Source organism: Perlabentimonas gracilis (assembly GCF_011174675.1).
In the GTDB taxonomy this organism is placed as follows: domain Bacteria; phylum Bacteroidota; class Bacteroidia; order Bacteroidales; family Tenuifilaceae; genus Perlabentimonas; species Perlabentimonas gracilis.
The window spans coordinates 90,039-112,196 of sequence record NZ_JAANIG010000009.1 but is presented as its reverse complement, the minus strand read 5'-3'; the positions used below and the strand labels follow the sequence as shown (position 1 = coordinate 112,196).

At 44.0% G+C, this 22,158-nt stretch carries 15 protein-coding genes; 8 read left to right on the top strand and 7 right to left on the bottom strand.

Translation table 11 applies throughout. The features are described from left to right. Window positions 1-4: 4 nt before the first annotated feature. The 5 genes from G8O23_RS06080 to gdhA all read right to left on the bottom strand — a co-directional run bounded on the left by G8O23_RS06080 (window position 5) and on the right by gdhA (window position 8,512). Window positions 5-460, bottom strand: coding sequence for a ferritin-like domain-containing protein (locus G8O23_RS06080; RefSeq protein WP_166362829.1), 456 nt, complete (start codon window positions 458-460; stop codon window positions 5-7). Window positions 461-697: 237 nt separating this feature from the next. Then, a complete protein-coding gene (locus G8O23_RS06075; RefSeq protein ID WP_166362827.1) occupies window positions 698-4,384 on the bottom strand; it encodes an FAD-dependent oxidoreductase in 3,687 nt (1,228 codons plus the stop codon). A 126-nt stretch (window positions 4,385-4,510) separates the two neighbouring features. After that, entirely contained in the window at window positions 4,511-6,289 is a 1,779-nt protein-coding gene (locus G8O23_RS06070) for an NADH-quinone oxidoreductase subunit NuoF (protein WP_166362825.1), read from the bottom strand. Window positions 6,290-6,455: 166 nt separating this feature from the next. Then, the gene (gene nuoE / locus G8O23_RS06065; RefSeq protein WP_166362823.1) at window positions 6,456-6,980 is read right to left on the bottom strand and encodes an NADH-quinone oxidoreductase subunit NuoE; all 525 of its coding nucleotides are present in this window, start codon (window positions 6,978-6,980) and stop codon (window positions 6,456-6,458) included. Between the two features lie 176 nt (window positions 6,981-7,156). Continuing rightward, window positions 7,157-8,512 carry an NADP-specific glutamate dehydrogenase gene (gene gdhA, locus G8O23_RS06060; RefSeq protein WP_166362821.1) on the bottom strand — a complete coding sequence of 452 codons (1,356 nt, stop codon included), beginning with the start codon at window positions 8,510-8,512 and terminating at the stop codon, window positions 7,157-7,159. Window positions 8,513-8,769: 257 nt separating this feature from the next. Here gdhA and G8O23_RS06055 point away from each other — a divergent pair, with 257 nt between their 5' ends. Together G8O23_RS06055 and G8O23_RS06050 are read left to right on the top strand one after the other, a co-directional pair. Then, window positions 8,770-12,264, top strand: a complete 3,495-nt coding sequence (locus tag G8O23_RS06055; protein ID WP_166362819.1) for a PEP/pyruvate-binding domain-containing protein — start codon at window positions 8,770-8,772, stop codon at window positions 12,262-12,264. A gap of 80 nt (window positions 12,265-12,344) precedes the next feature. Continuing rightward, on the top strand, window positions 12,345-15,329 hold the full coding sequence (locus G8O23_RS06050) for a PEP/pyruvate-binding domain-containing protein (RefSeq protein ID WP_166362817.1): 2,985 nt from the start codon (window positions 12,345-12,347) through the stop codon (window positions 15,327-15,329). 5 nt (window positions 15,330-15,334) lie between these two features. On the opposite strand, the gene G8O23_RS06045 is transcribed toward G8O23_RS06050, so the two are convergent. Then, on the bottom strand, window positions 15,335-15,913 hold the full coding sequence (locus G8O23_RS06045; RefSeq protein ID WP_166362815.1) for a hypothetical protein: 579 nt from the start codon (window positions 15,911-15,913) through the stop codon (window positions 15,335-15,337). 167 nt (window positions 15,914-16,080) lie between these two features. On the opposite strand from G8O23_RS06045, the gene G8O23_RS06040 reads away from it, so the two are divergent. The 5 genes from G8O23_RS06040 to G8O23_RS06020 all read left to right on the top strand — a co-directional run bounded on the left by G8O23_RS06040 (window position 16,081) and on the right by G8O23_RS06020 (window position 20,413). After that, window positions 16,081-16,800: a Rossmann-like domain-containing protein gene (locus G8O23_RS06040; RefSeq protein WP_166362813.1), complete on the top strand. Its 720-nt coding sequence runs from the start codon at window positions 16,081-16,083 to the stop codon at window positions 16,798-16,800. A 51-nt stretch (window positions 16,801-16,851) separates the two neighbouring features. After that, the gene (locus G8O23_RS06035; RefSeq protein WP_166362811.1) at window positions 16,852-17,229 is read left to right on the top strand and encodes a winged helix-turn-helix domain-containing protein; all 378 of its coding nucleotides are present in this window, start codon (window positions 16,852-16,854) and stop codon (window positions 17,227-17,229) included. Window positions 17,230-17,326: 97 nt separating this feature from the next. Beyond that, complete coding sequence (gene wtpA, locus G8O23_RS06030; RefSeq protein WP_166362809.1) at window positions 17,327-18,229, top strand: tungstate ABC transporter substrate-binding protein WtpA; 903 nt, start codon at window positions 17,327-17,329, stop codon at window positions 18,227-18,229. 350 nt (window positions 18,230-18,579) lie between these two features. Beyond that, entirely contained in the window at window positions 18,580-19,362 is a 783-nt protein-coding gene (locus G8O23_RS06025) for an ABC transporter permease (protein ID WP_166362807.1), read from the top strand. After that, window positions 19,355-20,413 (top strand): ABC transporter ATP-binding protein, encoded by a 1,059-nt coding sequence (locus tag G8O23_RS06020; protein ID WP_166362805.1) that lies wholly within the window; start codon window positions 19,355-19,357, stop codon window positions 20,411-20,413. The genes G8O23_RS06025 and G8O23_RS06020 overlap by 8 nt, the downstream gene beginning before the upstream one ends. A 167-nt stretch (window positions 20,414-20,580) precedes the next feature. Here G8O23_RS06020 and miaA read toward each other — a convergent pair whose 3' ends face one another. Continuing rightward, window positions 20,581-21,528 carry a tRNA (adenosine(37)-N6)-dimethylallyltransferase MiaA gene (miaA, locus tag G8O23_RS06015; protein WP_166362803.1) on the bottom strand — a complete coding sequence of 316 codons (948 nt, stop codon included), beginning with the start codon at window positions 21,526-21,528 and terminating at the stop codon, window positions 20,581-20,583. 58 nt (window positions 21,529-21,586) lie between these two features. On the opposite strand from miaA, the gene G8O23_RS06010 reads away from it, so the two are divergent. After that, the gene (locus G8O23_RS06010) at window positions 21,587-22,156 is read left to right on the top strand and encodes a hypothetical protein (protein ID WP_166362801.1); all 570 of its coding nucleotides are present in this window, start codon (window positions 21,587-21,589) and stop codon (window positions 22,154-22,156) included. Window positions 22,157-22,158: the final 2 nt, after the last annotated feature.

Genomic DNA, 22,158 nt, shown 5'->3' with positions numbered 1-22,158 from the left:
TTTGCTAATTCTCCCGAAGCACATACTCATCGTACTCCAGTTCGAAGCGCAGCTTATGACGCGACTCTTCTTGCGCCAGGCCCAAAAATAGCTTTTTATACTCCTCGCTTGGGGCTTGCTCTGAGAGCTTCATATAAAGCTTAAACGCAGCTTTTTCGCGCTTCATAGCCAGAACCAGCGCCTGTTCGTAGGTCATTTGGTCGGTTGGCTCGATTCGCACCACGTAATCGGCAATTTTTAAATCGGCCACCTTTTCGCTGGATAACGAGAAAATGCCCTCCTCCTTAATTTTTGCTAGCCGAGCCTTGTGCCCTATCTCCTCCTTGGCAAACTGCTCAAAGGTTTCGCGCATATCGTCGGTGCGAGCCGATTTGGCCAGATGAGTATAAAAATCGACAGCTTTCTGCTCGTTCTCGATGGCAAAATCGAGGATATCGTTGGTGTTAGTGAAAGGGGTCATATCGGTTTTCAGTTATTGGTTGTTTGTTAAATTGTTTAAGGTTTAAGGTTTAAGGTTTAAGGTTTAAGGTTTAAAATTTAAAATTTAGAAAATTCTCTGTTAAACTAATAGAAAACATAATTTTTCATAGACACATAGTTTTCCTAATCATCTATCACTCGCCATTTTAGTCACTTATAATCACTCTAGCCAAAAAAGTACAAAACTATATATAAACACCTAAGTCCAATTACTAAATCACTCCTCCATAGCCTCCCCAAACTCCCTATCGAACTCGGCCATTAGGTAATCGCAGCCATGGTTAAACATCGATGTGGAAATGATGCCTGATGTTATGGCAAATGCATGCTTTTTATTTTGATTTGATTGGGGTAGCAGCGAGAATGCCTCGTTTCGCACATCATCAACATCGTTAGGACCATTAAAGCCGAAGGATTTAAGCAAATCGAGCAGCTGGTCAATACTTGTTCGCTCGGTTTTGGGTTTTAGCCCTTGCTCAAACTCCTGAATCATCCGTTGGGTATTGGTGAATGAACCTCCCAATTCAAACCAGAAAGATGCAGGTAGAACTAAATCGGCCTGCTTGGCCGTTTCGGTCATAAAGGCATCCTGAACCATTACAAACTCAGCATCGTTCAGAGGTTTTTGAACTTTTTCATTTGCATCGGAAGTGCCCACAGGGTCTTCACCAAAAATAAAAATATTGTTAAACTCGCTGCTAAAGTAACGGTCGGTAAAGCACTTGTCACCAACCTTAGGTAAGGTGCTAACTCCCCAGCACTCTTTTGCAACGCTAGCATAATCTGCATTAGCAATATCCTGAATACCTACTCCAGTTTTGGGGCGTACACCCATATCGAATAGTCCCTGTGCATTGTTTTTCTCTTTAAGCACAATAATACCGCTCGATGTTTTTCCGAGTTTACCCGTAATAAGCGCAAGATTCTTTAGCTCAAGGGCGGTTTGCTGGCTGAGCTCACGCTCCGAGAAGATAAGCACGGCATTCATCTCGGCATTAAATCGTTGCGCAAACTCCTCTACACAACTACCATTGCAATCGCAAGCCGCTTTGCACAGGTCATAGTAATTCTCCTTAAGCAGATTTTGCTTGTACTCGTCAAAACCTTCGCAGTTATCGCTTATAAACAAGCCATTGTGCAAATTATTTGAGAGCAGATAATGGTTTACCGCACGCACAAAATGGTAGTACGAAAGTACTTGAATATACTTTTGAGCCTTACGCTTCAACCCAGGCATTTGTCGGGTTGATATGACCTCGTAAGGAACTTTTGCCGAGTTAACCATATACCCAACAACCGGATTGTATCTATCTAACTCGGTTCCAAACAAAAACACTCGGTTAGCATCTTTTAGCTGCTCAAATGGTACGTTTTGGTACGATATATTTGAAAAACCGCTTGCGCCGTGCAAGTAATGGAAGCTATTCACGTTGTTTGTGCCAACGGCAGCACGGGCAAATTTCTGAATAAGATATTGCTCCTCGTTAGTTAGCCTTGCCCCTGCAAACAGCGCAGTTTTATCTGGTTCAAAAGCACGAATCTTTGCCTCAATAATTTTGTATGCATTCTCAAACGATATCTCCCTAAACTCTCCATTCTCCTTAACCAAAGGTTTGGTTATCCTATCAGCACGATTAAATATTTTGTACCCAAACTTACCATACATACACAGGTTGCCATCGGCATTTACCATACCCTCGGCACCAGTTACCTTCATGATATACCCGCCACGATGATGGTATGTGAGCTTACAACCCACCGAGCAGTATGTGCAAATGGTATCGAAAGTATCCATTTTTACAGGGCCGGGCTTAAACGGTACATTCTCGGTTAGTGCACCGGTTGGACAGGCCGATAGGCACAGCCCACAGCTCTCGCAGGTTGATTCGGAAAGATTTTCGCCTGTTGCTGGAGCAACAAATGTATCGAACCCTCGCTTTAGCAACGTTAGGGCATTGGCTCCCACCACCTCCTTACAAATGCGAACGCAGCGCGAGCACAAAATACACTTATTATTATCTATTTCGATGTAGGGATGGTTGAAATTTACCTGATACTCATTATGCTCACCTGCAAAGCGCTGCTGATCTGCCTCGTAGGTATCGGCGTGCTTTTTTAGGTCGCAGTCGAAGTAGGCCACACAGCCACACTCCAGGCAACGACCAGTTTCATGTAAGGCTTGCTCCTCGGTATAACCAAGCTCAACCTCGTTAAAATTATTACGAATATTTGCCTCAAGCACAGGCATTTCCTCGCGCAGCTGTTTTTGGTAGCGACCAAGGTAATCGTCTGTTTCCTGCTTTTTAAAATTATCCTTCTTGCTTAGGAACTCCTTTTTGGGTGGCTTAACCTCTTGCCCGCTAAGATATTGGTGACAGCTATGCGATGCCAACTTAGCCTGAGCAATGGCCTCAATAATTGTGGCAGGGCCAGTTACCCCATCGCCAGCAGCAAATACCGATGGTATATCGGTTTGCAATGTATTAGGATTGGCAGCAATATCGCCCCATTTATTGGGTTTTAGCTCACCGCTTTTTATGTTGATATTGATATCGTCAAGGAAGTTGATATCGGTTTTTTGGCCAATGGCCGCCAGAATGTAATCGAACTCCATATCGAACTCGGAACCCTGCTTTGGCACAGGCCTACGACGACCCGACGCATCGGGCTCGCCCAGTTCCATCTCAACAACGGTCATCGATTTAACCTTACCCTCATCATCCTTATTCACCTTAACGGGAGCAGTTAAAAACTTGTATTTCACCCCTTCCAACTTCGATTCGTGAATCTCGATGGGATTGGCAGGCATCTCCTTCTCGGTTCGACGATAAACCACGGTAACATCGGTGCTACCGCAACGAATTGAAGTGCGGCAACAGTCCATAGCCGTATTACCACCACCCACCACGGCAATTTTTTTACCCTTAAAATCGTAGCGCTGGCCTGTTACCTCCATATTACGCAAAAAGTCGATGCCCGAGAACACATTCTCAGCATCCTCGCCCTCAGTTCCCAACAATGTACCACGCTGCGAGCCAATGGTAAGTATGGTTGCATCGTACTTTTCAGCAATTTCCTTATACGATAAGTTATCGCCTAACTTCTTATTGTAGAAGATATTTACACCCAGCTCGGTAACCGCATCAACCTCGCGCTGTAGTAAATCGTTGGGAAGCCTGTACTCTGGAATGCCGTAGCGCAACCAGCCACCAGCGTAGGGCTGCGCCTCAAAAATATCGCACTGATGCCCCTTTTGCTGAAGAAAATATGCAGCCGACAATCCACCAGGACCAGCTCCAATAATTGCTACTTTTTTCCCGGTTGATGATGCAACTTCAGGCACAAAACGATTGGGTGAGTTTAAATCGGCATCTGCGGCATAGCGCTTCATATAGTCTATTCCAACACCTGTTTCTTCGTCGAGCAGATTTCGCCTACAGGCCACCTCGCAGGGGCGCACGCATACCCTACCGCAAATGGCGGGTAGCGGATTGGTTTCCTTAATTAGTCTGATGGCCTCGCTATACAAACCCTTTTCAATGAGCGATATATAGCCCTGAACATCAACCCCTGCAGGACAACGCTCGCGACAAGGCGCAACGCAATCGGCATAGTGATTACTCATTATTAAGTCGAGTGCCGTTTTGCGAGCCTTATGCACCCGCTCATTATCGGTTGTGATGCTCATACCTTCGGCCACACGGGTTGAGCATGATGGCTGCAGGTTGCGCTGTCCATCAATCTCTACCACGCATACGTAACACGACGAAAAGGGCTCCAGCCGTGGGTCGTGGCAAAGGGTTGGTATTTCAATTCCATTTCGCTTAGCAACGCTAAGAATATACTCGCCTTTGGTTGCTGTAACGGGCTTTCCGTTTAGAATTATGTTGATTTTGTTGGTCATACAAATTTATTTAAACGCTAAGACGCTAAGACGCAAATAATAGATTTAATAAAACGTAAAAAAATCTGCGGAAATCTGCTAAAACCTGCCCGCAGCAGGCGGGTCTTCGTCATCCGCGTTCTATCATCAACTAACTTTAATCGCTTCAAATTTACATCTGCTGTAGCAATCGCCACAGTGAATGCAGGTTTCCTGGTTGATAAAATGCGGCATTTTCTTTTCGCCTGTTATGGCCTGCACGGGGCACTTTATGGCGCACACACGGCAACCGGTACACTTCTCGGGATCGATTACATAGGTAAGCAACTCCTTGCAGCTATGGGCAGGGCATTTCTTGTCGTAAATATGCGCCTCGTACTCGTGGCGGAAATACTTAAGCGTGGTAAGTACCGGGTTTGGCGCCGTTTGTCCCAAACCACAAAGCGAGCTATCCTTTACCTGATGAGCCAGCTCCTCGAGCTTCTCAATATCGCCATCTTCGCCCTTGCCTTGGGTTATGCGGGTTAGAATTTCGAGCATCCGCTTGGTACCAATGCGGCAAAAGGTACACTTCCCGCACGATTCTTTTTGTGTAAAATCGAGGAAGAAGCGCGCTACATCAACCATACAGGTTGTCTCGTCCATTACCACCATACCACCCGAGCCCATAATGGCTCCGGTAGCAGTAATGCTATCGTAATCTATCTGGGTATCTATTAAATGCTTGGGAATACAACCACCCGATGGCCCCCCCATTTGCACCGCCTTAAACTCCTTATCGTCCTGAATTCCACCACCAAGTTTGTAAATAACATCGCGGATGGTCATGCCCATGGGCACCTCAACCAAACCTCCGTGCTTAATCTTGCCCGTAAGAGCAAAAACCTTTGTGCCCTTGCTTTTTTCCGTACCATACTTATTGTACGATTGGGCTCCGTTGAAAATAATGTATGGAATATTAGCAAAAGTCTCAACATTGTTGATGTTAGATGGCTTACGCCACAAGCCAGCCTCGGCAGGGAAAGGTGGCCGCTTTCGAGGCATCCCCCGCTCGCCCTCAATGGATGCAATTAGCGCAGTTTCCTCGCCACACACAAAAGCACCTGCACCCTCTTTTACATAGATATCGAGATTAAAACCTTTTATTCCGCACACATTTTCGCCCAAAAAGCCAGCTTTACGTGCTTGCTCAAGGGCAATGTTTAATCGCTTAATGGCAAGCGGATATTCTGCCCTACAGTATATTACCCCGTGGTTGGCGCCAATGGCGTAGGCACCAATAATCATCCCCTCAATAACCGAATGGGGGTCGCCTTCGAGCAGTGAACGATCCATAAAGGCACCGGGGTCGCCCTCATCGGCATTACAAATTATGTACTTATCGTCCGACTGGTTATTACGGGCAAAGCGCCATTTCATTCCGGTTGGAAAACCACCGCCCCCACGACCACGAATGCCCGATTCTAGCACCGTTTCAATAACCTTCTCGGGGCTAATTTTGCCTTCGGCAATTTTGGCAATGGCTTTGTAACCATCACGAGCCTGATACTCATCGAGGTTTTCGGGGTCGATATATCCACAGTTACGTAAGGCAATTTTCACCTGACCCTCAAAGAAAACCTTATCGGGCACCTCAAATAAATCGGTTTTAACCACAAAGGGTTTTACAGGATTTTGACCCAGCACGTGGTTTTGAATTATCTCAACTACCTTATCCTCGGTAACATCGCCGTAGGTGATAGAGCCGTTATCGTCAACCACCTCGACCAGCGGCTCGCGGAAGCACATGCCCACGCAGCTGGTTTTTTTTAGCTCAAAATCGAGCGAGTCGGCATTTTTTAGGGCAAGAATTTTATCGTAAACTTTGCTTGCTCCTGCTGCAATTCCGCAGCTACCCAGACCTACTATTACTTTTGTTTTTGACATTAATAGAAAGATTTAATTGAACACAGATAACACAGATAACACAGATTTTCACGGATTTTCACGGATTTTCACGGATTTCCTATATAAAAATTTTCTTATCCGCATTCATCCGTTTAACCTGCCAGCAGCAGACTACCGGGCCGGAAGGCAGGGCGGGTCTGCGTAATCAGCGTTCTAATTCCTTTATCTTTATATCCTTAATAACCTTTACAGCGCTGGCACCTGTTAGCTTGCCGTAAGTTTCCTCACCAATCATCATTACAGGGGCAAGAGAGCAGCAACCCAGGCATGCAACCGATTCGAGCGTAAAAAGTCTGTCGGGAGTGGTTTCGCCATCCTTTACATTAAGTGCTTCTTTAATGGCATCGGTTATGGCATCGGCATTTTGCACATGGCAGGCTGTACCGTGACAAACCTTTATAATGTGCTTTCCTGCTGGTTTTAGCCTAAATTGTGCGTAAAAAGTGGCTACGCCATACATATCGCTAAGGCTTACACCTGTTTCCTCCGAAATCTTCTTGAAAGCAGCTGCTGGAATGTAACCGTAAATGGCTTGTGCACCTTGCAAAAGAGGGATAATGCTACCCTTTTGACCACGAAATTTTTCAATTAGTGGATTGAGTAGACAAAGATCAATTGAGTTATCGTCCTTATCTTTATCTACCTCAGCATAAACACGTTGAACTCGCATAAAGTATTTTTAGTTGCTGTAATTATTCTATCAAAATTTTCGAGAATCAAAAGTAACAAATATTACCCTATTGTAAAGGCTAAATCCTTACAATTAGGAAAAATGTTAATAACAAAATCTAAATGGGCCGGGCTTTTAAAACAACCCGACCCCAGAATATTCATATCAAATTTTTGTTAAACGGCACCTTGGGCAATCATTGAGTCGGCAACCTTAACAAAGCCACCAATATTTGCACCATCAACATAGTTAATAAAACCATCCTCCTTAGTGCCATACTTATGGCAAGTTTTGTGAATATTTTTCATAATGGTTTGCAACCTACCATCCACCTCCTCGCGAGTCCAAGAAAGACGCATCGAGTTTTGGGTCATCTCCAATCCTGACGTGGCAACCCCTCCTGCATTAGCTGCTTTACCAGGGCCAAAAAGAATTTTTGCTGCTAAATACACCTCAATAGCCTCTGGCGTTGATGGCATATTTGCACCTTCGGACACGCAAATACAGCCATTTTTAACAAGAGTTTTTGCCTGCTCGCCGTTAATCTCATTCTCGGTAGCACTAGGTAATGCCACATCGCACTTTATACCCCAAGGACGCTCATCGGGGAAGTAATCGCAGGCATACTTGTCGGCATACTCTTTCATTCTTCCTCGCTTCTCATTCTTGAGCCACATAATGTATTTTAGCTTTTCGGAATCAATTCCCTTTGGATCATAAATAAATCCATTGGAATCGGAAAGGGTAACGCACTTACCACCCAGCTCATTCACTTTTTCGATGGTAAACTGAGCCACGTTTCCGGAACCTGAAACCGCAACGATTTTGCCCTCAAAAGTTTCACCACGGGTTTTGAGCATCTCCTGAGCAAAATACACATTACCGTAACCCGTTGCCTCTGGTCTAATTAAGGAGCCGCCCCATAGAATATTCTTTCCTGTGAGAACCCCTGTAAACTCGTTCCGTATACGTTTGTACTGGCCAAATAGGTAACCAATCTCGCGACCACCCACCCCAATATCACCAGCCGGAACATCGGTATTGGGTCCAATGTGCTTGCAGAGCTCCGTCATAAAGCTTTGGCAAAACCGCATAACCTCCTTCTCGCTTTTACCCTTGGGGTCGAAATCGGATCCGCCTTTACCACCACCCATAGGTAGCGTAGTGAGGCTGTTTTTAAAAACCTGCTCAAAGGCTAAAAACTTGAGAATACCAAGGTTTACGGTGGGGTGAAAACGCAGCCCTCCTTTGTATGGGCCAATGGCGCTGTTCATCTCAATCCTAAAACCTCTATTAACCTGAATATTCCCTTTATCATCTATCCATGGTACACGGAAAATGATTACCCGCTCGGGTTCGCATATGCGCTCAAGGATACGCTCCTCGGTATAAATTGGATTCTCCTCGATGTAGGGGACTATGCTCTCAACAACTTCCCTTACAGCCTGATGAAATTCGAGTTCGGCAGGGTTTTTAGCCATGATGTAAGCCATAAACTTATTGACCTTCTCTTCGTAAATTGGATTTTTCATAGTATTGCAATTTGGGTTTGGTGTAATTAGTTAGGTCGATCAAATATTGAGTACAATTTAATCCTATTTTACACTCACAGCTACACTACCATCTCAATTTCAGCCATTTACTTAACTAACCTCTACGAGTCACACCTAGTAGCAATAAGTAAAACACGTAAATGTTTTTCGATGTAATGGTGCTAAAGAAAAAAGGGCGTATATTGGTAGATTAGGAGTCCAACAGTATGTGGTAAGCCTTTGCAAAATAAGCAACTATGAGTAGTAGAGAAACTTCACAAGATGATTTTTACAAACTTTTAGCAGAAAATCGCGAAAGGTTAAAGGAGCTTTCGGCTATAAATCGGACTACCTCAATAATTAAGGAGGGAAGAACTGTAGAGGGTACGTTAAGACAAATATGCCTGATACTGCCAGATGCATGGCAATTCCCTCAGTTTACTGTAGCTCGCATTCGATATCAAGGGATAGAGGTCACATCGGCCAGTTTTAATGAAACGCAATGGGTACAAAGCCAGTCGTTTAAAACCATAGATGGCGAAACTGGAACCTTAGAAATTTTTTACACAAAAAAATTCCCCGACCAAGATGAAGGCCCATTCCTAAAAGAAGAAAGAGACCTTATTCAGAATATTAGCAATTTAATTACGGGCTACCTTAATTCAATTAAAGGAAAAGATTTTGTTAAGGAGGTTAAAGTAACAAAAAGACCATCAGAACCAGAGGGAGCACACTCTCGCAAAAAACTTCTGCAGAAGTTCATAAACCAGCACAACTTTGATAGGGACATATACCATGACCTGATGCCCTTTAAGGTTAAGGAAATTTTGCTGATTGCCAACCTTTACGATGCCTACAACCTTGAGAAGGAGGATCGAGTTACCGACAACATACTGGGCGAGTATGCTAAGCTTAGCTTAACCAGCGTACCTCGTATTACCGGAGTTTCAACACTCGATGAGGCCCTTGAAAAGATGGATGAGAAGCACTTCAACATGGTGATCATCATGATGGGAGCCGACCGGGTAACTCCACTGGAAATGGCCCGTAAGATTAAAGCCGAGTACAGCTATATTGCCTTGTACTTAATGGTTAACAACGCATCTATTCTTAATGAGATGGAAAAAAGCCTTGTGGCCTTTGAGAGTATTGATAAGGTATTCGAATGGAATGGCGACCCAAAAATCTTTTTCTCCATCATTAAACTATTAGAGGATAAGGTAAACCTGGAAAACGACACCCGAATTGGCTTAACACGTGTTATACTGCTAATTGAAGACTCCCCCCGATATTACTCCCGCTACTTGCCAGTTCTGTACAGCAGCATCCTTGAGCAAACCCGACGAATAATAGATGATGTTAGTACCGACGATTTGTATAAGGTACTGCGCATCCGTATTCGGCCCAAAATATTGTTAACCGGCACATACGAAGAAGCCATCGAAATTTTTAAGCGATACAAAGATTACATGCTGTGCGTAATTTCCGATGTAAAATTTTTTCACAAGGGCAAGCTCGACGAGAATGCTGGCATTAATCTAATATCGGAGATTCGAAAAAGCCTGCCAAACTTACCCGTAATAATCCAGTCGTACGAGCAGTTTAACGAGGAGAAGGTAAAGCTGCTCAACAGTAAAATTATAAGCGGGTTTTCCGATTCCGTATTCAAGGATATTGATAATGTTGGCTTTATCAATAAAAACTCTGTGAGCTTGATGCAGGAGCTAAAAAGTTTTATAAGTAACTACCTTGGGTTTGGCGACTTTGTGTTTAAAAATGCCATAGGACAACCCATTATTACTGCCACCACCATGGAGGAGTTTGAGAAATGCCTGCATGACGTACCTGGCGAAAGTATACTTTACCACGCCGAGAAAAACCACTTTTCACTATGGCTCACGGCACGTGGCGAAATCAACGTAGCAAGAATAATTCACCCCTCAAGCATAAACGATTTTTCTGGCCCCGAAGAAATTAGGAATTATTTACTAAGCACTTTAAAAAAATACCGGCAAGAAAAGCGTAGAGGTAAAATTGTTAGCTTCGACACTGCTTGGGAGGTGGATTCCAGCAATATCGTATCCCTAGCCGAAGGATCGATTGGCGGTAAGGGGCGTGGCCTCTCGTTTATCAACACCCTGCTTTACACCTTTGAAATATCGCAGTACGTTCCCAATATCAACCTGTATAGCCCACGCACATCCATTATTGGGATTAATGAGTTTGAATGCTTTATGCAGCGTAACGGGCTTTACGAAAAGGTTTTTGCCGAAACTGATTATCACCAAATCAAGGAGTACTTTCTGGAGGGATCCCTGTCGGATCAGCTGATCAATCGATTGGAACGCTTGCTGCAGATTTACCATAGGCCACTGGCCATTCGTTCGTCGGGTTTGCTTGAAGACTCGCTAATGCAACCATTTGCTGGCATTTTCGAAACTTATTTAGTACCCAACAATAATCCCGACATTAAGGTAAGGCTACAACAAACAATGGATGCCATTAAGCTTGTATTTGCATCGGTTTTCTCCAATACAGCACGCAACTATATTAAGGCTGTAAACTTTAAGATAGAAGACGAAAAAATGGCGGTAATTATTCAAGAGGTGGTAGGTACGAAGTATGACAACTACTACTATCCTCATATAAGCGGCGTAGCCCAGTCGTACAACTACTACCCGTTTGGCCATATAAAGCCCGAGGATGGCTTTGCAACCATTGCTCTAGGACTTGGAAAATATGTTGTTGAAGGTGAGAAAGCGTTCCGCTTTTGCCCCAAGTACCCCACCCTTATGAACTACACACCCATGGACCTGGTAAAAAATTCGCAAACCGATTTTTTTGCCATCGACCTAAGCAAAAAGGAGATTGATATGCTTAACGAAGGTGACGAGGCTGGACTAGCTAGGCTTGAACTTTATGATGCAGAAAAGCATGGAACGCTTAAGTATGCAGCATCTGTTTTTAATCCACTGAACAATACCATAACACCTGGGTTATCGCAGGCTGGATCAAGAGTTCTGAACTTTGCCAACATCCTAAAGTACAACTATATTCCCCTAGCCCAAACCATTCAAATTGTACTCGAGGTGGTTGAAGAGGCGTTGGGGTCGCCCTGCGAAATTGAATTTGCCATCGACCTGAATAGGGATAAGGACTACAAAGCCTCATTCTTTCTTCTGCAGATAAAACCTATGGTTGGGAACTCCGAGGAGTACAAAATTTTACCCGAGAACATAGATTTATCGAAAGTTTTACTTATTTCGTACTACGGAATGGGTAACGGAAAGATTGACGACATTACCGATATTGTGTACATTCGACGAGAAAATTTTGATAAAACCAAGACTCCCGAAATGGCTAAGGAGGTTGAGGCTATCAACAGAAAGCTTATTGATGCAGGACGAAAATACGTTCTAGTTGGCCCAGGAAGATGGGGTACTCGCGACCGATGGATTGGCATACCAGTAGCATGGCCACAAATATCAAACGCCAAGCTTATTGTTGAAACAAGCTTCGAAGGTTTTCCGCTCGATGCGTCGTCGGGATCACACTTTTTCCACAATGTTATCAGCATGAACGTGGGCTACTGCTCGGTACAAGATGGCGATGTGAGGTCGAAAATTATGTGGGAAAAACTCAACGAGTACCCTGCAACGTTAGAAACTCATTACTTTAGGCATATTCAACTAGATAGCCCATTCCTTATTCAAATGGATGGGAAAGAACAAATTGTGATGATTTCGACCTAAGGTAGCCAGCCCATAGCATTTGTATTAATTAAGATAATGCCCACATAATGAAAAAACGTAACTAAACATCAACTTTTTAGATGGTTCCAAAAACACCCGACAGCGACACAGGAAAATACTATTTTGCAGAGACTGCTTTTGATCTGCTAATGAAGCGAAGAATTTTAAACGTCTTGCTTATCTGCAGTAAGTACGATGCATTTCTGCTCGAGGAGGACGGTCGTATTGAGGAACAAATATTTAACGAGTACGTTACGCTAAACCTGCGGTATCCGCCCAAGTTTTTTCAAGTCAGCTCTGCCTCCGAGGCCTTTGGCATGCTCGAGAGCAAACCCATCGATCTAATCATCACAATGCTTAATATTGAGGGGATGGATCCCTTTAGCCTCGCAAAGCAGATTAAGGAGAAGTATCCTCAAAAACCTATAGTAGTGCTTACCCCCTTTTCGCGAGAGGTTTCGCTTAAGCTTAGCCGCGAGGATTTGAGCGCCATCGATTACGTTTTTTCATGGCTTGGCAATGCGCAAATAATGCTTGCCATAATTAAGCTTATTGAGGATAGTATGAACGCCGAGCATGATGTAAATGAGGTTGGCGTACAGGTAATTCTTCTGGTAGAAGACTCCGTTAGGTACTACTCAGCATACCTACCAAGCCTTTACCGTATTATCCTTACGCAGAGTAAGGAGTTTATGACCGAAGGCCTAAACGAACACCAAAAAATGCTCCGTATGCGGGGCCGACCCAAAATTTTACTGGCGCGAAGCTACGACCAGGCAGAGATACTTTACGAAAGGTATAAGCACAACATGCTTGGGGTAATAACCGATATGAGCTATCCTCATAAGGGAAAAATGCTTGAGCGAGCTGGCGTTAAGCTTGTGGATATGATAAAAGCCGATAACCCCTTTATGCCCATACTGCTTCAATCGTCCGATATAAATAACCAGCTAATAGCTAAGCAGCTAAAGGTTGGGTTTATTCACAAGTACTCCAAAACCCTTTCGCTAGAGCTTCATGACTTTGTGGTGAAATACTTTGCCTTTGGCGATTTTGTTTTCGTTGAACCTGAAACTGGTCGTGAAATATTTAGAGCACCTGACCTAAAAGCATTGCAGGAGATAATTTTTCAAGTCCCCGACGAGTCGTTGGCCTACCATATCGAGCGCAACCATTTTTCCAAGTGGTTAACTGCCCGAGCGCTTTTCCCCATAGCCGATATCTTTAAATACATCACCCCCGATGATTTTAGTAATCTGGACGACGTAAGGCGGTTTATCTTTGACACCATCGATAGGTACAGGCAGAATAAAGGCCGAGGGATAATAGCCAAGTTTTACCGCGAGAGCTACGATGAGTACCAAATCTTTTCGCGCATTGGCGATGGATCGCTAGGTGGCAAGGGCCGTGGCTTAGCCTTCATCGATCAGGTTATTAAGCGCAGCTACCTTATGCATAAGTACGACGGTACGGTAATAACCATACCCAGAACGGTGGTAATTTGTACCGATGTGTTTGACGAGTTTATGGAGAGCAACAACCTGTATAGCATTGCCCTCTCCAAAGCCAACAACGATGAGATACTAAGGCATTTCTTAAACGCATCGCTACCAAACCGCATACACAAAGATCTTTATGCATTTATAGCTGTAGCCCGAAATCCCATAGCCATTCGCTCATCGAGCCTTCTCGAGGACTCGCACTACCAACCATTTGCAGGGATCTACAAAACTTACATGATTCCCAATGTAGCTGGAAACGCCAACCAGATGCTGGATCTGTTAAGCCAAGCCATAAAGTGTGTTTACGCTTCGGTATACTACAGCGAGAGCAAGAGCTATATGGAGGCCACCCATAATGTGATTAGCGAGGAGCGTATGGCCATAGTGCTGCAGGAGGTTACGGGAACTGCTTATGGGGAGATATTTTACCCCAATGTTTCGGGTGTTGCACGTTCGCTCAACTTCTACCCCATTGAACCCGAAAAACCAGTTGATGGCATTGCAAGCATTGCTTTGGGACTTGGCAAGCATGTTGTTGAGGGAAAACCCTCGTTAAGGTTCTCACCAAAATACCCCAAAAAGCTGTTGCAGCTATCAACCCCCGAAATGGCTATTAAAGAGACACAAAAAACATTTTATGCCCTCGACTTAAAACCCACCAGCTTTATCCCCTCAACCGATGATGACATTAACCTGCTAGAAGTTAATGTAAAAGAAGCCTTTGATAATGGTACGCTCACCCTAGCAGGCTCAACATTCGATCATGAGAACCAAAGCATTAGCGACGGGTTTAATGGGAAGGGTACACTCCTTATTACCTTTGCTGGAATACTTAAGCACAAACAATTCCCACTTCCCGAAATAGTAAAAGATATCCTAGAGCTTGGCCAGCATGAGATGAACAACCCCGTGGAGATAGAATTCGCAGTGGATCTTAATCCACCGGCCGGTAAACCCAAGGTTTTTAGCATGCTGCAGATTAGACCAATAGTTCAAAATCGCGATTTGATTAATGTTGATCTTAACTCCATTGCAAAGGACAAGTTGCTGCTTTACTCCCCATCGGCATTAGGCAATGGAATTTTCAACGAAATACAGGATATTGTATACATAAAGGCCGAAGCGTTTGACCCAGCCAAAACGATAGAGATTGCTCAGGAGTTGGAAAGGATAAATCATAGGTTCATTAGAAAAGAGTGCAACTACATTCTAATCGGCCCAGGGCGCTGGGGTTCGAGCGATAGCTGGCTAGGCATACCCGTTAAGTGGCCGCAAATATCGGCTGCCAAGATTATTGTGGAGGCTGGGCAGGACAACTACAAGATTGACCCCAGCCAGGGTACACATTTTTTCCAAAATCTCACCTCCTTTAAAGTGACCTACATCACTGTGAACGAATATATGCATGAGGGTTTCATCGATTATCAATACCTGTCGAGCTTACCCGCTGTTTTCGAATCAAGCATGGTAAGGCACGTAAGGGTCTCGAACCAACTACAGTCAATTGTTGATGGGCATGATCGTACAGGAGTAATTGCAAAGGAAGGTGTAACTATTATTTAGGAGATCTACCGTAAGAGTTTGAGAATTGCCCTACCCTTGGCTTTTAAGCCTGGAGATCCGTAAGCCATTTGATTTTCAATAATTGTGGGGAGTTCCTCAGCAATCCATTTCTCACGGGTCGAAAGTAGATAGAGGATTTCAAGGCAATGGGCTTTTACTGCTGGTCTGGTGCTCTCCTCTACAAACCATTTAAAGCACACCTCCTCGAGTGGTTCCAAGTCAGTGGTCCATAGTTCACGCTCACATGCTTTAGATGCTTTCTTCTCTACAACCCGCCGAACACCAATGGCAATAAGTTTTGCAAAATGCCTCCTAACGCTAGGGCTTTTCACTCGCGGTAAAAGTTCAATAATTTTTGGCAGGTAGTAATCGAGCGCGTCATCTTTCAGAAGTAAAATATTCTCGAGAACCCAAGCCGAGTGGAAAGCCAAAGCGCTATCCTCACAGCATGATCGCGAAATTAGTAGATCTAAATCAAGTTTCTCATCAGCAAATGCTTTGGCCAAGCCCAGTACCTCTTTCTTGGTCATGCTATAGTTTAGCCTATCGAGCAGCTGCTGTATGTTGAATTCGGAGATATACATTTTATAATATGGTGCGTTTATAACAAATATAACTAAATTTAGTCGGAATTAGTTATCATTTTACCATATTTAACAGAGCGTTACCCTTAACAAGAAAAAGCCAAACAAAACACCATAAAACCCAGTATATCTATATCATAAAAAGATAATACAATAATTAAAATGCTATGAACACAGCAGTGAACGATACGCTATTTGAGCTTTTCCACAAATTTCCATACCGTGAAAATTTGGTGAAACAATTTGCCGTTGGACAAAAATATGTGGGTATAATGCTTACCAACGGTAGTATTGGGGTTAGTGCCACACTTATGCACAGCATCAACACACCTTTCAAAAAAATTCTTGAAAATCCAGACTTCACTATATACGAACATCGAATAGTAGTCAATGCCTGGATTAACGCAAACCAAAACTATAGCGAATGCATTAATGGGAAAGCCGATATATTTGAAGCCATAGACTTTGCATCCTATAAAAGCTTGGTGATGGTTGGGTATTTTGGTTCACTTGTCCAAAAATTTGTGGATAAAGGATTAAAGATCACCATCTTCGACCTTAACGAGCAGGAAGTACCCGTGGAGCCAATAGAAAATCAAAAGGAAGCGATTAGTAATTCCGATGGCGTTATACTTACTTCAACAACTCTGGCAAACGGAACATTTCAGCGTATTATGGGGTTCACCACAAGTAAATCCAATGTATTCATGCTGGGGCCATCTACCCCACTAACTGCCGATGTTATGGATATGCATAGTGAAGTTTGCGGACTATTTGGAGCCAGATTTAAACCCCACGACGATGAGGTTTTAAGTAGAATTGCAGAGGGCGGAGGCACGAGAACATTTCTGAGTAGAATGGAAAAGGTTTACTTGTTGAGGGGCTAAGCCATTTAAATTTCATACTTTTGCTTTGTATCAAAAAAAACATCAAAGGCTATGGCAGGAACAAAAGGAAGTAAGTACTACGATATCTTTCTGAAGCATAAGGTTTGGCTCGAGAATATCAATGGCGATGATATTGTTGGCGATGGAAAATTTGAGCTTCTGCTCAGCATCGAGGAGTTAGAATCGCTTACCGCTGCCGCCGAGAAGCTAGACATAAGCTACCGTAACGCCTGGGGTAAGCTACGCGAAATTGAGCAGAACCTTGGGTTTGCCATTGTTGATAAAAGCCGTGGTGGCAAGGATGGCGGAAGCACTCACCTGAATGCCGAGGGCAAAAAGCTTATTGAAGCCTACAAGGCGTTTTTAGCCGAGATTGACACGCTCATGCACGACTCCGCCCGTCGATTCTGGGCAAAGGTGAACGATTAGCTTCCTACATTAGATCAATATTCCAAAACTATTTTTCGATTTTCCTTTGTTTTCTCATTACGTTATGCTTTTTTTACATATCGCAAAACCAATACCTATGAAAAGACTTTTCATCCTAGCAACACTCCTAGTTGCAATTACCTCATGCAGCACAACCAGCAGGGATAGTCAGACCCTAACTATTTTCCACGCTGGTAGCCTCTCCATGCCCATTAAAGCCATTGCCGATAGCTTTAAAGCGGAAAATCCTGATGTTAGATTTTTTCTTGAGGCCGCAGGAAGCGTTGAGTGTGCACGAAAAATTACTGAGCTTAATCGGAAGGCAGACATTATGGCATCTGCCGATTACAAGATTATTGACCAGCTGCTTATCCCCCAGCATGCCGAGTTTAATATTCTATTTGCGGGCAACGAGATGGCGCTAGTCCATACCAATAAATCGAAGTTTGCCAGTGAAATAAATAAGGATAACTGGTACGAAATTTTACAAAAACCTGAGGTACATTATGGTCGTAGCGACCCCAATGCTGATCCCTGCGGTTACCGCACGCTCCTTACCCTACAGCTTTCAGAAATTTTTTACAACCAACTTAATCTAGCAAAATCTATTGAGAATAAGGATAATCGATTTATTCGTCCCAAGGAAGTTGACCTTATCGCACTGCTTGAGACGGGGGCTATCGACTATATATTTCTATACCGTTCGGTCGCTGTACAACACAATCTGCCCTACCTTGCATTACCCACCGAGGTTAACCTGGGAAACCCAACTCATGAGGAGTTCTACAAGCAGGCAAGCGTTACCATTAGGGGCTCGGCTCCAGGTGATTCGCTAACCATTGTAGGCGAACCTATGGTTTACGGAATTACCATTCCCAACAATGCTCCCAATAAGGAGCTGGCCAAAAAGTTTTTGGACTTCTACACCCACAAGGATAAGGGCTTAAAGATTATCGAATCGATGGGAATGCCTCTTGTATGGCCACTTGTTAGTAGGTAGGTTTTTAGGTGATCGGTAATCGGTGATCCCTGCCTGCCTTGACGGCAGTCAGGCAGGGGTAATTGGTGATCGGTTCAATGATTGGGAATTGATAAGGTTGAGGTATAGATAGATTGACCCGCCAGTGGCCTGTCTACCCTGCCTACCGGCATGCGGCAGGTAGAGCGGGCAGGTTGATTGATTGATTGATTGACTGACTGCCTCTGGTAGGATTGATTACGCTTTGCCAACTGCTATTTGCTTTATGCCAACTTTAATTATGATTGAATAATTGATGTTTAACCAATAATCATTGGTTGTTATTACAATAAGCTTCCGTGTTTACAATTGATAAAGAAAACTAATTGCAAATGCAAAAATCTCCTATAAAACTTCTCTTTGCCTTTCTGGGTGGTTTGGTGCTGCTTTTTATTGTTGCGCCGCTACTAGGAATGGTTTTTGCCACCCCCCTAGCCTCTTTGGTTGATACCGCAGCCGACACAGAGGTTCAGCAAAGTATTTGGCGCACCCTTTCGGTATCGATGGGCGCCACGCTGGCATTCTCTGTTCTGGCCATCCCCCTAGCCTACATGCTGGCAAGGCACAACTTCCCACTTAAAAATGTTGTACTTGGGATAATCGATCTACCTATCGTTATCCCTCACTCTGCTGCGGGTATTGCGCTACTAGGCTTTATTAGCCGCGATTCGGTAATAGGAAAAGTTGCCGGATCGATGGGCATTAACCTGGTGGGTAGTCCAGTTGCCATTGCCATCGCCATGGCGTTTGTAAGCCTTCCGTTTCTGCTTAATGCCGCCAGAGATGGTTTTGCTGGTGTTCCCGAAAGATTGGAGAAGGCCGCACTGGTGCTTGGGGCCTCGCCTGCACGAGTGTTTTTCACCATATCGCTACCCTTGGCTTGGAGAAGTATTGTATCGGGGCTTGTGATGATGTTTGCCCGTGGAATGAGCGAATTTGGCGCCGTGGTTATTGTGGCCTACCATCCAATGGTTGCGCCGGTGCTGATTTTCGATAGGTTTAATGCCTTTGGATTGAAATACGCTCGACCGGCTGCCGTTCTGTTCATCGCCATTAGCCTCGTAGTTTTTGTGGCGATAAGGCTAATTGCAATAAAACGAAGGAAGAATGCTTAACGTAAACCATATCTACAAAACCCTTGGAGTTTTTAACCTTAGGGATGTATCGCTTAAGGTGAGCAAAGGCGAGTACTTTGTACTACTGGGACCATCGGGGGCTGGTAAATCCATAGTGCTCGAGATTATAGCAGGATTGATAACACCCGACTCGGGTGAAATAGAGATTAATGGCATCAACCTCAATAGTAAGCGCATACAGGAGCGAAATGTTGGGTTGGTTTTTCAGGATTTGGCCATTTTTCCGCACCTATCGGTACGGCACAATATTGCTTACCCTCTCCATAGTAAGGGGTTAAAAAAAAGGGAGATTAACCGCTTGGTTATTGAGGCTGCGCAAAGCCTTTCCATTGAACATCTGCTAAGGCGAAGCACAACCACCCTCTCGGGTGGTGAACAGCAACGGGTTGCCCTTGCCCGCACGCTGGTTACCAAGCCCGATGTGCTTCTGCTCGACGAGCCCCTCTCCTCGCTCGATGTGGAGCGCAGAGCCGAAATCAGAAAGCTACTCCGTGAGATTAACCGTAAGGGACAAACCATAATCCATGTAACCCACGATTACGAAGAGGCCATTGCGCTGGCGCACCGCATTGCTGTCATGAATAATGGTATTATTGAGCAAACGGGAACACCGCAGGAGGTCTTTAGCAAACCAGCGTCATCTTTTGTTGCTGGGTTTGGGGGGATTAAGAACTTCTTTAGAGTCAACGCAGTATCGAAAAAGAATCAGGATTTAGCAGAGGTTACCATTGGGGAACAAATCGCAATAAACTTACTAGGCAATGCTGATGATGAGGGCTACATAACGTTTCCTGAGAATGGTGTAAGTATTAGCAAGTCTACAACTGATTCGAGTTCGCAGAACGTTTTTGTTGGAAAAGTAATTGATATTTATCCTCAGCGTTTTGGTGTTGAGGTTGTTGTAGATATTGGCGTAAACGTGTACTCGCTGGTTACCCGGGAATCGATCCAAAAGCTAGGGTTTGAAATCGGTTCACAGGTTTGGGTATCGTTTAAGGCCAGTAGCGTTCGGTTTATTGGGGGGTTATAAAATAGTTTAAAGTTTAAAGTTTAGAGTTTAAAGTTCAAAGTTCTTGGTAATCGATTTGTTTAAGTTGATTGTGCCTCTTCATCTCGTTAAAAATGATGACGAGATTCGAGACAAGCTGAGGCAATCAATCAACCATTACTGCAAAAACCAGGAAGTCAATCAACCAATCATTCCTTATAATTTTTCAGTGTGTGAAAAACAAATTCCAACTTCTCATCCATAGTGAAATTCCCATCAATCCAATGGATTGTTAGCCCATTTCGCTCCATTCGGCGAAACCAGGTCATTTGCCGCTTGGCAAACTGATGGATGGCTGTGTTTAGCCCATTAAACATCTCTTCGTGCGTTATATCGCCCAGAATGTATTGCGTTAGCCATTTGTACTCCAGCCCATAGTACATCAAATCATCGGGTTTCACGCCGCTCTCAAGTAGCTGTTTCACCTCATCAATCATCCCCTCAGTAAGGCGTTGTCTTAACCTATCGGTAATCCGCTGTCGTTGCTGTAGGCGAGGAAATCGAACGCCAAAAATGATATTGTTAAGCTCGGGGTACTCATAATCCTTGGCAGGTGCGTTAGCGTAGTGCAGCTCTATCTCAATAGCCCTCACCAACCTTTTTCTTGTATCGGTATCGGTATGGTTGTGTAGCTTCTTCATCGATGCCAGCATTTGCTCCAGTTCTTCATGCGATTTGGTGGCCAGCTCGGCGCGCAGCTCAGGGTTCTCTGGTACTTCAATCAATCTATACCCACGAATAGCCGCCTCGATATAAAGTCCCGAGCCACCGCAAAGAATGGGTGTTACCCCCCTGCTCACAATATCGCTGTATGCATTAAGAAAATGGGTTTGATACTCGTAAACATTAAACTTATAGCCAGCATTGGCAATATCGATAAGATGATGGGGAATCTGCTTTCCATCCACCACGTAATCGTGCAAATCCTTACCTGTGCCCAAATCCATTCCGCGGTAAAGCTGTCGCGAGTCGCCACTTATCACCTCGCCACCTATGGCGTATGCCAAATGGGTTGCTACGCTAGTTTTACCTCCTGCTGTGGGGCCAAGTATGGTTATTAGGTTATATCTATTGGGATTCCAATCGAACGTGCTCATATCAATTATATCTGCTATTTGCCGTAAAATTAGCTATTTTTGCATACTCATAAGCAATATGAACAACCATATGGTATTCAATATTTTTTCATCGATTCTAAAATCGCCTAGAACTGGTTGGGAGGTTCTGGATAAACCCATTGGTGAAAGTAAAAGCATAGGTGGCAGAATAATAATCCTTTTGTCTATCATTGCAGGCTTGCTAAGCCTAGGTGGAATTGTTGTACACCACAATGAATCGGCAAACTTAGCTTTTAGGTACTTCGGATTCACCTCAATTAAATGGATGCTAAGCCTTTACTTTGCAAGCTATGCAATCAGCAAGCTCTCTAAAGGCTTTAAGGGCAACCTCCCATTTGATAAAACGCTAGTAATAGTCCCGGTAAGCGCATCGTTTTTGGTACTATTCTCGAGCCTAACCTACCTTATAGCCACGGCACAGGTAATACTCTATTTTCTTAGCGCCGTTGGAGTTGTATATTTATACTATGCGTTTGTTGGGCTTTCGGGAGTACCTAAGGAGAGAGTTCCCGGATTTTTACTAATTTCGCTGCTGATTTTCGCCCTAATTATTTTCATCTTAGAAATGGTGCTGGTGATAATCTTTAGTATACCTGTTCATCTTTAAAC